The sequence below is a fragment of the Actinomycetospora lutea genome (genome assembly GCF_028737205.1).
Lineage (GTDB): Bacteria > Actinomycetota > Actinomycetes > Mycobacteriales > Pseudonocardiaceae > Actinomycetospora > Actinomycetospora lutea.
Window position 1 is genome coordinate 147996 of sequence record NZ_JAQZAL010000016.1, and the last position, 12346, is coordinate 160341.

General features: G+C 75.6%; 12 protein-coding genes. 6 read left to right on the forward strand and 6 right to left on the reverse strand.

Annotated elements, in window-relative coordinates:
• The first annotated feature begins 7 nt into the window (after window positions 1–7).
• Window positions 8–1237: a glycosyltransferase family 4 protein gene (locus tag PHK61_RS18715; RefSeq protein WP_274282526.1), complete on the forward strand. Its 1230-nt coding sequence runs from the start codon at window positions 8–10 to the stop codon at window positions 1235–1237.
• A 45-nt stretch (window positions 1238–1282) separates the two neighbouring features.
• Here the strand turns inward: PHK61_RS18715 and PHK61_RS18720 are convergent, their stop codons facing one another.
• Complete coding sequence (locus PHK61_RS18720) at window positions 1283–2029, reverse strand: acyltransferase (RefSeq protein WP_274282527.1); 747 nt, start codon at window positions 2027–2029, stop codon at window positions 1283–1285.
• A 23-nt stretch (window positions 2030–2052) separates the two neighbouring features.
• On the opposite strand from PHK61_RS18720, the gene PHK61_RS18725 reads away from it, so the two are divergent.
• Genes PHK61_RS18725 through PHK61_RS18735 form a run of 3 tightly spaced genes read left to right on the forward strand, consistent with a single transcriptional unit; the run spans window position 2053 to window position 4465 of the window.
• Complete coding sequence (locus tag PHK61_RS18725; RefSeq protein WP_274282528.1) at window positions 2053–2913, forward strand: ribokinase; 861 nt, start codon at window positions 2053–2055, stop codon at window positions 2911–2913.
• On the forward strand, window positions 2910–3902 hold the full coding sequence (locus PHK61_RS18730) for a nucleoside hydrolase (RefSeq protein ID WP_274282529.1): 993 nt from the start codon (window positions 2910–2912) through the stop codon (window positions 3900–3902). Before PHK61_RS18725 ends, PHK61_RS18730 begins: the two co-directional genes overlap by 4 nt.
• A gap of 8 nt (window positions 3903–3910) precedes the next feature.
• Window positions 3911–4465, forward strand: coding sequence for a DUF5709 domain-containing protein (locus PHK61_RS18735; RefSeq protein WP_274282530.1), 555 nt, complete (start codon window positions 3911–3913; stop codon window positions 4463–4465).
• Between the two features lie 45 nt (window positions 4466–4510).
• Here PHK61_RS18735 and PHK61_RS18740 read toward each other — a convergent pair whose 3' ends face one another.
• Genes PHK61_RS18740 through PHK61_RS18760 form a run of 5 tightly spaced genes read right to left on the reverse strand, consistent with a single transcriptional unit; the run spans window position 4511 to window position 8608 of the window.
• Window positions 4511–4849, reverse strand: coding sequence for a TraR/DksA C4-type zinc finger protein (locus PHK61_RS18740; RefSeq protein WP_274282531.1), 339 nt, complete (start codon window positions 4847–4849; stop codon window positions 4511–4513).
• A 15-nt stretch (window positions 4850–4864) separates the two neighbouring features.
• Window positions 4865–6043: a THUMP-like domain-containing protein gene (locus tag PHK61_RS18745; RefSeq protein WP_274282532.1), complete on the reverse strand. Its 1179-nt coding sequence runs from the start codon at window positions 6041–6043 to the stop codon at window positions 4865–4867.
• Window positions 6044–6985 carry a class I SAM-dependent methyltransferase gene (locus tag PHK61_RS18750; RefSeq protein WP_274282533.1) on the reverse strand — a complete coding sequence of 314 codons (942 nt, stop codon included), beginning with the start codon at window positions 6983–6985 and terminating at the stop codon, window positions 6044–6046.
• A complete protein-coding gene (locus PHK61_RS18755) occupies window positions 6982–7761 on the reverse strand; it encodes an enoyl-CoA hydratase/isomerase family protein (protein ID WP_274282534.1) in 780 nt (259 codons plus the stop codon). The genes PHK61_RS18750 and PHK61_RS18755 overlap by 4 nt, the downstream gene beginning before the upstream one ends.
• A 40-nt stretch (window positions 7762–7801) precedes the next feature.
• On the reverse strand, window positions 7802–8608 hold the full coding sequence (locus tag PHK61_RS18760; protein ID WP_274282540.1) for an ABC transporter ATP-binding protein: 807 nt from the start codon (window positions 8606–8608) through the stop codon (window positions 7802–7804).
• 133 nt (window positions 8609–8741) lie between these two features.
• Here PHK61_RS18760 and glgX point away from each other — a divergent pair, with 133 nt between their 5' ends.
• Both glgX and PHK61_RS18770 read left to right on the forward strand, forming a co-directional pair.
• A complete protein-coding gene (glgX, locus tag PHK61_RS18765; RefSeq protein ID WP_274282535.1) occupies window positions 8742–10793 on the forward strand; it encodes a glycogen debranching protein GlgX in 2052 nt (683 codons plus the stop codon).
• Between the two features lie 85 nt (window positions 10794–10878).
• Window positions 10879–11973 carry an IS110 family RNA-guided transposase gene (locus PHK61_RS18770; RefSeq protein ID WP_274282536.1) on the forward strand — a complete coding sequence of 365 codons (1095 nt, stop codon included), beginning with the start codon at window positions 10879–10881 and terminating at the stop codon, window positions 11971–11973.
• Window positions 11974–12346: the final 373 nt, after the last annotated feature.

Consider the following 12346-nt stretch of genomic DNA (forward strand, 5'->3'; position numbering starts at 1 on the left):
AGAAGGCGTGCGCGTGCTGATGCTCTCCTGGGAGTACCCGCCGGTGGTCGTCGGCGGGCTCGGACGCCACGTGCACGCGCTGGCCACCGCCCTCGCCGACGCCGGCCACGACGTCGTCGTCGTCGCGCGCCAGCCCACCGGCACCGACGCGCACACCCACCCGACCACGCTGGAGCGCCACGACGGGGTGCGCGTCCTGCGCGTCGCCGAGGACCCGCCGCACCTGGAGTTCGTCCGCGACCTCGTCGCGTGGACCCTGGGCCTCGGGCACGCGATGCTGCGCGCCGCGGGCACGCTGCTGCGCGGCTGGAGCCCCGACGTCGTGCACGCCCACGACTGGCTCGTCGCGCACGCCGCGATCACCGTCGCCGACCTGACCGGGGGGCCGCTGGTGGCGACGCTGCACGCCACCGAAGCGGGCCGGCACGGCGGCTGGCTCTCGCAGACGCTCAACCAGCAGGTGCACTCCGTGGAGTGGTGGCTCGCCCGCCGCGCCGACGCCGTCATCACCTGCTCCGAGGCGATGCGCACGGAAGTCTCGGGGCTCTTCGACCTCGACCCCGACGACGTCACCGTCGTCCACAACGGGATCGACCCGGCGAGCTGGCTGCGCACCGCCGAGCGCCGCCCCGGCCCGCCGACCCTGCTCTACCTCGGGCGCCTCGAGTGGGAGAAGGGCGTGCACGACCTCGTCGCCGCGCTGCCCGCGATCCGCCGCGCCCACCCCGGCACGAAGCTGGACGTGGCGGGGACCGGTTCGTGCTCGGACTGGCTCGCCGAGCGGGCCCGCGTCGCCCGCGTCCGGCGGTCGGTCCGGCTGCTCGGCCACGTCGACGACGCCGTCCTGCGCGACCTGCTGGCCCGCACCGACGCCGCGGTGCTCCCCAGCCGCTACGAGCCCTTCGGGATCACCGCCCTCGAGGCGGCGGCCGCGGGCGCGCCGCTGGTCGCGTCGCGGGCCGGCGGGCTGGGCGAGGTGGTGGTCGACGGCGTCACCGGCCTGTCCTTCGACCCCGGCGACGTGCCCGGCCTGGCGCGGGCCGTGATCCGCTGCCTCGACGACCCGGCGGCCGCGCGCGCCCGCGCCGACGCCGCCCGCGCGCGCCTGCACACCGACTTCGCCTGGCCGGCGATCGCCGACCGCACCGCCGAGGTCTACGCCACCGCCCGCCCCGCTCCCCCGCGCGACCTCGGCCGCCCCAAGATCCCGACCGGCAACGTCTTCGGGCTCACCTGACCGGCCCCTGTGAGCGAAATTCGGGGCCATAGCCCCGAATTTCGCTCACGTAGGAGGGCGCGCGGGCTCCCCCGCCGAGGTGCCGGGCGCGCCGTCGGAGCCCACCGCCTGCCCCGCCGCCAGCGCGGTCTTGCGCGCGATGTCGGCGAGGGCCTCGCGCTCGGCCGCGGCCGCCTCGTAGTCGGCCATCCGGTCGCGGACGACGCGCGCCGGCGCGCCCACGGCCACCGACCAGTCCGGCACGTCGCCCCGCACCACCGCGTGCGCGCCGAGCACGCAGCCCCGCCCCACCCGCGCCCCGCGCAGCACCGTCACCTTCGTGCCGATCCACGTCTCCGGCCCCACGCGCACCGGCGACTTGACGATGCCCTGGTCCTTGATCGGCAGGTGGACGTCGGTGTAGCGGTGGTCGAAGTCGCACACGTAGATCCAGTCGGAGAGCAGGGTCGCCTCGCCGAACTCGATGTCCAGGTAGCAGTTGACCGTGTTCTCGTTGCCGAACACCGACTTGTCCCCGATGCGCAGCGACCCCTCGTGGCAGCGCAGGCGGGTGTGGTCGCCGATGTGCACGAACCGGCCGATCTCCAGGCGCCCGAACCCCTCCCGCGCCTCGAGCTGCACGCCCTTGCCCAGGAACACCAGCCCGTGCAGCACGATGTGCGGCTGGCGCAACCGGACCTTGAGCATCCGCCAGTAGCGGACCAGGTAGAACGGCGACCACGCGCGGTGGCGCACGATCCAGCGCAGCGAGGCCCAGGTGAGCAGTCGCGGCTGGCGCGGATCCGACCTCACGGTGACGACCCTACGATCGCCCGATGTCCCCGCCCGGCCCGAGGGTCCCGCCGACCGTGACCGTCGTCGGGAGCGTCAACCTCGACCTGGTCGCCCGGGTCGAGCGCCTCCCGGCGCCCGGGGAGACGCTGACCGCCCGCGGCGTCACGCGCGTGCCCGGCGGCAAGGGCGCCAACCAGGCCCTCGCGGCGGCCCGTCTCGGCGCCCGGGTCAGCCTGCACGCCGCCGTCGGCGACGACCCCCTCGCCGGCGAGGCCCTCACGCTCCTGCGCGCGGGCGGGGTCGACCTGCGCCACATCCGGATCGCGGCCGAGGCACCCACGGGCACCGCGATGATCCAGGTCGACGACGACGGCGAGACCACGATCGTCATCGACGCCGGCGCCAACGCCACCCTGGCGGTCGCCCCCGAGGACCTCGACGCCGACGTCGTGCTCACCGTGCTCGAGGTGCCCGACGAGGCGGTCGCGACCGCCATGGCCGCGCCGGGCTTCACCGTGCTGAACGCCGCCCCGGTCCGGCCGGTCGCCGGCGACGTGCTCGCGGGCGTCGACCTGCTCTGTGTCAACGCCGGCGAGTTCGGCGCCCTCGCCGCGCACGCCGACCTCGACGACCTCGTCGCCGTCGCGATCACCCACGGGGCCGCGGGCGCCGAGCTGCGCCGGCGCGGCCGGGTGGTCGCGACCGTCGAGCCGCCCCCGGTGGACGCCGTCGACGGCACCGCGGCCGGCGACGCCTTCACCGCGGCGCTCGCGCTCGCGCTGGCCACGGGCGTCGAGGACGAGCCCGCCCTGCGGCGCGCCTGCCGGGCCGGCGCCCTCGCCGCCACCCGCCCCGGCGCCCAGCCCTCGCTCCCGACCCGACAGGAGGTCGACGTCCCGTGACGCCGCTGATCGTCGACACCGACCCGGGTGTCGACGACGCCTACGCGCTCGCCCTCGCCGCCCGCGCCCCCGAGGTCGACCTGCGCGCCGTCACCGCGGTGTTCGGCAACGTCGACCTGCCGACCACGACGACGAACGCCCGTCGCCTGCTCGGGCTGCTCGGGCGCGGCGACGTCCCGCTCGGGGTCGGCGCCGAGCGCCCGCTGATCCACCCGACGACGCGGCGGGCGGCCGACGTGCACGGCGACGACGGGCTCGGCGGGGTCGCCGAGCGCTTCGCCCCGCTCGGTCCGGAGCCCGTGGGGCGCGCGCTCGACCTGATCGCGGACGTGCTGCAGACGTCGGACGAGCCCGTCGTCCTCGCCGCCATCGGCCCGCTGACCGACGTCGCGCTCCTGCTCGCCACCCGCCCGGACCTCGCCGAGCGCATCGGGCGGCTCGTCGTCATGGGCGGCTCGATCGGCATCGGCGGCAACGTCAGCGCGGGCGCGGAGTTCAACGTCTGGTCGGACCCCGAGGCCGCCCGCCGGGTGCTCGTCGAGGAGCGGGTGCCGACGACGCTGGTCCCGCTCGACCTCACGCACGTGGTGACCGTCGACCAGGTGTGGCTCGCGGACCTCGCCGCCTCCGGCCCCGTCGGCGACGCCCTGGCCGCGACCCGTCATGTGTACGGGCGCGGCGAAGCGATCGGGAGACGGAGCGGAGCAGAGCTCGACCCACGGGACGGCGTCGACCGCGTGCCGATCCACGACGCGGTCGCGCTGCTCGAGGCCGTCGCGCCCGGCACGCTGGCGACGATCCCGCTCGAGCTCGAGGTCGACACCTCGCTCGGCCCGGCGCGCGGCACCGTGCTCGCCGACCGCCGCGGGCGCGCCCCGGGGGGCCGGACCGTCGACGTCGCCGTGCCCGAGGGCACCGACGTCGACGGCGTGCGGGACGCGCTGGCACGCCGGTTGCGCGACGACATGGTGTCCGCGCCCCGCGGGTAGCCGCCGGGATGACCGAGCCCGAGCACAGCGACGAGGTCCCCGAAGAGCCCGACCTGGGCGCGAGCGTCCAGCTGGAGTCCGGCGAGACGCTGGACGGCCGGCCGGGTACCGACGGCCTCGACGCCGGCGTCGTGGCCCCGAACCGGCCGTTCGGCCTCGACGACCCCGACACCACGCCCGAGGGCCAGCGCGAGCGCGAGACGATCGACGACCGCCTCGCCCGCGAGATCCCCGACGACAGCGGCGGCGCGGCCACCGCACCCGGCCCCGAGCTCTCCGAGGGCGAGATCGCGTCCGAGGCGGGTCAGGCCCGCACCGGGCGCCTCACGGCCGCCGAGCCCGACCCCGACCAGGTGCCGGGGCGCTCCCTCGCGGCCGACGACGCCGGCCTCGCGGGCGGTGCCGCCTCGGCGGAGGAGGCCGCCGTCCACGACATCGCCGAGGACGACATCGCCGACCTCGACGAGGCCGGGCAGGCCATCGGCCGCGACCCCGACGAGCAGCTGGAGGGCCCGGAGGTGCGCCTGGACGGCGACGTCGATCCGGCGGGCCACCGGCGCTGACCTCGAGCCGGCCGCGGCCCCGGCGCCGGGGGCCGCGGCCGGGTCCTAGCGGCCCGCGTGCTCCCGGCACGTGTCGGCCTGGGCCCGGGCCTCGAGACGCTCGTCGTCGATCTGCTGCCCGCACACCCGGCAGCGGCCCCAGGTCCCGGCCTCGATCCGCTCCAGCGCCGCGTCGATCTCGGCGATCTGGCGCGCGCTCTCGTCGGCGAGCCCCTGGCGCTCCATGGTCTCCTCGACCTCGGAGCCGTAGTCGCCGGGGTGCTGGCCGAGCGCGCCCTCCTGCGCCGGGGCCACGGCCGGCTCGTGCTCCCGGGACCAGGCGCCCATCTCGCGCAGGCGCTCGCGCTCCTCGGTCAGCGCGCGGCGGGCCTTCTCGGCGTCCATCGGGGTACGGCCTCCTCAGATCGGATCGGAGGTCGCGGATACCCGCTCGGCCGCTGCGTCCCACACCGCCTCGCACACGTAGGCCTCGGGGCCGGTCGCGAGGCGGGCGAGCACGACGGTGGCCTCCTGCGACCCGGCGAGCTTGAGCCGGGGCCGCAGGGCGTTCGGGTCGACGTCGAGGCCGCGCACGAGGATCTCGACGCGGCCGACGGCGCGTCGCCGCAGCGTCGCGCGCAGCGTCTTCTCGGTGTAGCGGCCGTGCTCGAGCACGCGGAACGCGCGCACATCGGGCGGCGGGGCGTCGCCGGAGAGGTAGGCGAGGTGCTCGTCGAGGCGCCAGAGCCCGTGGCGCGCCCCGTACTGGCGGACCAGCCCGGCCCGGACGACCGCGCCGTCGGGGTCGACGATCCACTCCCCGCTCAGCGCGACGGGGCACGTGTCGTCCTCGGCGTCGGTGACCTCGAACCCCGCCCCGCGGGTCGACAGCACCGTGGCACGCCGGCGGGTCGTCGCGAGGCCCGCGGACCACAGCGCCGCCTCGCGCACGCGGCCGTCGAGGCTGACGAGCTCGACCTCGGCGGCCCAGGGCGCGAGGGCGGGATCGAGCCCCGGGGCCGTGGACACCACGAGATCGTGGGGCGTGGCCGCGAGCTCGTCCAGGGGCGGGGCGAAGTCGGCGGGGCGCCAGGTGCGCCGGCCCGAGGCGGTGCGGCGGGCGGGGTCGGCGACGAGCACCGTGTCCCGCGACGGCGGCGCCAGGGCGTCCGCGCGCACCAGGGGGACGCCGGGCACGTTGACGCGGGCCATGGCCAGGCGCACCGGGTCGAGGTCGGAGCCCAGGAGCCGCCGCGCCACGCCCCGCAGCGCGTGCAGCTCGGCGCCGACCGAGCAGGTCACGTCGTGCACGTCGCGGCCCGCGAGCCGGGCGGCGCGGTGCGCGGCGACCGGGGCGGCGGTCGCCTGCTCGGCAGCGTCGGCGGTGAGCAGCCAGCCGTCGGGGACCCGCCCGCGGGTCCGGTCCTGCAGCAGCGCGGTCTCGAGGACGGGCGCGGCCCGCTCGCCGAGCCGCTCCCGCAGCGTCTGCACCGCCTTCAGTCGGTCCCCGCCGAGCAGCGGGACCGCCCCCGCGACGGCGTCGCGCCCGGCCTCGGAGGCCAGGTACGCGACGTCGGCGAGGGTGAAGGCGTACGCCACCTAGACGCGGACGGGATCCGGGGGCCGCACGCCCGTGACCAGTGCGTTGTAGAACAGCGAGCGCGGGAGCACCCGCGCGAGCCGCTCGTCGAGCCACGACAGCCGCTGCCACGTGCGGTAGGCGAACATCGCCCAGCCCGTGCCCAGGCGCTCCGGGGGCACCGCGGCCTCGAAGGTGCGCACCGGCCAGCCGAACACCGCGGCCGTGAGCTCCTCGGTGACGACGCGGACGTCCACCGCGCCCGCGGCGTGGGCGAAGCGCTCGAGACGATCGGGGTCGAAGACGTGCTGGTCGACCACCGACTCGAGCGCCGCCGCCCGCGACGACTCGTCGAGCTCGGCCGGCGGGCGCAGCCACGACGCCGGCGCGAACCGGGTCGTCGCCCACCACGTCGCCTGCCCGAGCTTGCGCGCGTAGAGGTCGCCCAGGCGCGTCGGCTCGCCCGCGAACACGAACCGCCCGCCCGGCTGGAGCACCCGGAGGATCTCGCGGAACGCCGCGTCGAGGTCGGGGATGTGGTGCAGCACGGCGTGCCCGACCACCAGGTCGACCGACTTGTCGGGCACCGGGATCGTCTCGGCGTCGGCCACGCGGCCCTCGACGTCCAGGCCGAGGTTCGCCGCGTTGCGCGTCGCGACCGCGACCATGCCCGGCGAGAGGTCGGTGACCGTGCCGCGCCGCGCGATCCCGCCCTGCAGGAGGTTGAGCAGGAAGAACCCGGTGCCGCAGCCCAGCTCGAGGGCGTGGTCGTACGTCTCGGAGCCGGGGTTCACGGCCCAGAACCGGTCCACCGCGAACGTCGTGCAGCGCTCGTCGAACGAGATCGACCACTTCTCGTCGTAGGAGTCGGACTCCCAGTCGTGGTACAGGACGTTGGCGAGCTTGGGGTCGTCGCGTGCGGCGTCGACCTCGGCCTGCGTCGGGCTCCCCACAGCCGTCACCGGCCCAGGAACTGGGCCTTGCCGGGCCCGTTCTCGGCGAACGAGCGCATGCCGATCGTCTGGTCCTCGGTGCCGAACAGCGCCGCGAACACCTCGGACTCGAACGCGAGCCCGTCGCGCAGGTCCATGTCCATGCCGCGGTCGATGGCGTGCTTGGCCGCCGCGAGGGCGCGCGTGGGGCCGTTCGCGAACTGCTCGGCCCAGGCGCGGGCGCGGGTGTAGACCTCGTCCGGCGCGACGACCTCGTCGACCAGGCCCATCTCCAGGGCCTCGGCGGCCTTGACGAAGCGCCCGGTGAAGATCACGTCCTTGGCCTTCGCCGGCCCGACGAGCCGCGTGAGGCGCTGGGTGCCGCCGCCGCCGGGGATGATCCCGAGCAGGATCTCCGGCTGGCCGACCGTCGCGTTGTCGCCGGCGATGCGCCGGTCGCACGACAGCGCGACCTCGAAGCCGCCGCCCAACGCGTAGCCGGTGATCGCCGCCACCGTCGGCTTCGGGATCTCGGAGACCGCTCCGAAGCCGCGCGAGAGCTGGTGGGTCCGTGCGGCCATGTCGGAATAGGTCATGGCGGCCATCTCCTTGACGTCCGCGCCGGCCGCGAGCGTCTTCTCCCCGCCGTAGACGACGACCGCCCGCACGTCGGCGCGGCTGGTCGCCTCCGCGGAGACCTCGACCAGCTCGTCCTGCAGCTGGCGGTTGATCGCGTTCATCGGGGGGCGGTCCAGGCGGATGGTGCCCACCCCGCCGTCCACCTCGAGCCGCACGAACTCCGTCACCGACGAGCCTCCTCAGGTCTGGTCACTGCGCGCCGCGACCCTAACGCCGGAACGCGGTGAAGCGTCGCCGCCTGCTCGTGAGCTCGAGCGGCTGGTCGAAGGTCGCCGACAGGTTCTCCGACGTCATCACGTCGTCCAGCAGCCCCTGGGCGACCACGCGCCCCTCGCGCATCAGCATCGCGTGCGAGCAGTTCGGCGGGATCTCCTCGACGTGGTGGGTGACCATGACCGTCGCCGGACCGTCCGGGTCGGCGGCGAGCTCGGAGATCAGCTCGATGAGGTCCTCGCGGGCGCCGAGGTCCAGGCCGGCGGCCGGCTCGTCGAGCAGCAGCAGCTCGGGGTCGGTCATCAGGGCGCGGGCCAGCAGCACGCGCTGGCGCTCGCCGGTCGACAGGGTCCCGTAGCGCCGGCCGGAGAGGCCGTCGACGCCCATCATCGCCAGCAGGCCGGACGCGCGGCGGTCGTCGGTCTCGTCGTAGCGCTCGCGCCAGGTGCCGAGCACGCCGTACCCGGCGCTGCGCACCACGTCGAACGCCGTCTCGTCGGGCGGCACGCGGCCCGCGAGGCTCGCCGAGGCCAGCCCGATGCGCGGGCGCAGCTCGAAGACGTCGACGCGCCCGAGGCGCTCGCCGAGCAGGTCGACGGTGCCCGTCGTGGGGTGCATCTCGGCGGCGGCCAGCTTGAGCAGCGTGGTCTTCCCCGCGCCGTTGGGGCCGATGACCACCCAGCGCTCGTCGAGCTCGACGGTCCAGTCCAGGTCGGCGAGCAGATCGGAGCCGCCGCGGCGCACGCCGACACCGTCGAGAAGGATCACGGTGTCGGGGTCGGCCGTGCGGGGGTCCGGGATCCAGGGTCCGGCTCCCCTATCGGCGTGCTCCCCTGACAGCTTCGCGTCCGGCTGCGTCACGGCCGCCATCCTGACGGATCACAGTCGCCGACGGGCGACGGCCCGCCCCGCGATCGGGCACGATCTCGCTCCGATGCCCATCTCCGCTCCCCGCCCCGGCGCCCATCTCGACGGCGACGTGCTCCGCGTCACCGTCCCGGCCGCGTCGAGCGCCGAGGCCGTGGAGCTCTGCCTCCTCGAGGCCAGCGGCGAGCGGCGCATCGAGCTGCGCCGCTCGGGCGACTGGTGGTCGGGACAGGCCGACGGCGTGCACGCCGGGGACGCCTACGGGCTGCGCGTGCACGGGCCCTGGGACCCGGGCCGCGGCGTGCGCACGAACCCCGCGAAGCTGCTGGTCGACCCGTGGACCCGCCGTGTCGAGGGCTCGGTCACCTCACTCGCGACGGCGCGCGCGTTCGCCGGTAGCGACCCGTTCTCGGGCGCTCGCGACGACCGCGACTCCGCGGGCGTCGTGCCCCACGGGATCGTCACCGCCGACCTCGACCCCGCGCCGACCTCACGGCCGGCCGTGCCGTGGGCGGACACCGTGATCTACGAGACGCACGTGCGCGACCTCACGAAGCTGCACCCGGACGTGCCCGAGCACCTGCGCGGGACCTACGCCGGCGTCGCCCACCCGGCCGTCGTCGACCACCTCGTCGCCCTGGGCGTCACGACCGTCGAGCTGCTCCCGGTGTTCGCCCACACCTCCGAGCCGTCGCTGCTGGCCCGCGGCCGCACGAACCACTGGGGCTACTCGACCCTGGCCTACCTCGCCCCGCACCCGGGCTACGCGTCGTCGCCGGGCCGCGAGGAGCAGGAGTTCCGCGCGATGGTGGCGACCCTGCACGCGGCCGGGCTCGAGGTCGTGCTCGACGTCGTGTTCAACCACACCTGCGAGGGCGCCGCCGACGGCCCGTCGCTGTCGTGGCGCGGGCTCGACGCCGCCGGCTGGTACGCCCTCGACGCCCGCGGCCGCGACGTCGACGTCACCGGCTGCGGCAACACGCTCGACGCCGCCTCGCCGCTGGTGCGCGCGCTCGTCGTGGACTCGCTGCGGCACTGGGTGGCGACGATGGGCGTCGACGGTTTCCGCTTCGACCTCGCCTCGACCCTCGGCCGCCCGCGCGGCGGCGCCTTCGACCCGACGACGCCGCTGCTCGGCGAGATCGCCGACGACCCGGTGCTCGCGCAGGTCAAGCTCATCGCCGAGCCGTGGGACGCGACCGGTGAGGGCTACCAGGTCGGCGGGTTCCCCGCCCCGTGGGCGGAGTGGAACGGGCGCTTCCGCGACGGCGTACGTGACTTCTGGCGCGGCCACGGTCCGCTCTCGGAGATCGTCACGCGGTTCGCGGGCTCCTCGGACCTCTACTGGCCCGCGCGCACCCCGGCCGCCTCGGTCAACTTCGTCACCGCGCACGACGGCTTCACCCTCGCCGACCTCGTGTCCTACGAGCACAAGCACAACGAGGCCAACGGCGAGCAGGGCCGCGACGGCACCGACGACAACCGCTCGTGGAACCACGGCGCCGAGGGGCCGACCTCCGACCCGGCGATCCTGGCGCTGCGGGCGCGGCAGGCGCGCAACCTGCTCACCACGCTGCTGCTCTCGGCGGGCACCCCGATGCTGCTCGGCGGCGACGAGCTCGGCCACACGCAGCACGGCAACAACAACGTCTACAGCCTCGACGACGAGACCTCGTGGCGGTCGTGGACGGCGCTGTCCTCACCGGGCCTGGTCGACTTCGTCGCGCGCGCCCTCGCCCTGCGCCGCGCCACCCCGGCGCTGCGCCGCACCGACTTCTTCTACGGCCGCGAGGACACCGACCCCGACGGCGCCACCCCGGACGTCGCCTGGCTGCACCCCGGCGGCGACGAGCTCGCCGAGCCCGACTTCCACCACGACGGGCGGACCCTGGTGGTGCGCGTCGACGGGGACCCGGCGCTGCTGCTCGTCCTGCACGCCGGCGGCGCGCCCGTCGACGTCCTGCTGCCCGCCGCGTTCGGCGACACCGCCTGGGCGCCGGTGCTCGACGCGGGCACCGCCACCGGCGCCCCGCCGAGCACCGACCCGCTGCCCGCCGGGACCGTGCTGCCGGTCCCGGCGCACACGGCCCTCGTGCTGCGGGCGACCCCGCGCGGCTAGACCGTATGGAGGCCGGCGCCTCCGCTCGTAAGTTGGCGCGGGTCACCGTCGCTGGTGGCGGTGCCGCATTTACGGGGAGGCGCCGGTGCCTGGCAAGGGTAGTTGGGTCGGGTTGGACGTTCACGCGCGTTCGGTGGTGGGCTGCGCGATCGACGAGTCGACCGCTGAGATCCGGACCGCGCGGATCGGAGCGCGGACCGAGCAGATCGTGGACTGGGTCAGAGCCCAGCCCGGCCCGGTGGTGGCCTGTTACGAGGCCGGGCCCACGGGGTTCGGGCTGGCCAGAGCGCTGAGCGCCGCCGGGGTGCATTGCGATGTGGTGGCGCCCTCGAAGCTGGAACGCCCGGCCGGGGACAGGGTCAAGACCGACCGCCGCGACGCGGAGCGGCTCGCCCGGCTGCTGCGCATCGGTGAGGTTCCGGGGGTGCGGGTGCCCACCGAGGCCGAGGAGGCCGCCCGGGACTTGGTGCGGGCCCGCGAGGACTGTCGGTCGGACCTGATGCGCGCGCGCCATCGGCTCTCGAAGCTGCTGCTGCGCCAGGGCCTGATCTGGGACCGCTGCGCCTGGACCGGCGCGCACGAGGACTGGCTGCGCAGCCATCGCTTCGACCGGCGCGGGTTGCAGCTGGCCTTCGACGAGGCCCTCGACACGGTGTTCACCGTGCATGCCCGCCGCGACCGCCTCGACGTCGCGATCGCGGAGATGGCTTCGGCGGACTCGGCGTTGGCCGGGCCGGTGGGGCGGCTGCGCTGTTTACGTGGGGTCTCGACGCTGACCGCGGTCGGGTTGTGTGTCGAGGTCGCCGACTGGCACCGCTTCACCGGCTCGACGATCGGCTCCTACTTGGGGCTGGTGCCCTCGGAGTTCTCCTCCGGGGCCCGTCGGGTCCAGGGCGGGATCACCAAGACCGGCAACAGCCATGCTCGCCGGCTGTTGGTCGAGGCGGCTTGGCATCACCGCCGCCCGCTGCGCACCAACCGGGAACGGGCCCGGCGCGCCGACGGGCAGCCCGCGACAGTGCGGGCTCGCGCGGAGGCTGGCAACCGGCGTCTGCACCAGCGCTGGTGCCGCCTCGAGCAGCGCAACAAGCGCCCGACGGTCTCGGTGGTCGCGGTCGCCCGCGAGCTCGCCGGATGGTGCTGGAGCCTGGCGGTGCTCGACGACCAACACGCAGCCTGAGCTCGGCCACCCACAAGCCCCGGCGGGCGCCGGGTGCGGACGCAGGCAGCGCGAGGAGCGACCCGCGATACAGCTATGAGCAGCTCGGTCCCGGCGCCGCCGGGACGGGGCGACGCTCGCCCCTAGATTCGCGGAACGCTCCCGACGAACACCCGGTCATGCGGTAACCAACCCGCGCATATCAGTCTGACCGCGCGTCGCCGCCGACACGCCTCCACCCACCCGGCCCCGCCGGACCTATAACACCCTGACCAGCTCCGATGCGCCACATCGAGGCTCGAACAACCCTGCTCACTTGACAGGACTGCACTCCATATCAGCTGTCGTGACCCGAGACGTTGTGTGCGGCGGCGTGTCGGGTTGATCGAGGGAG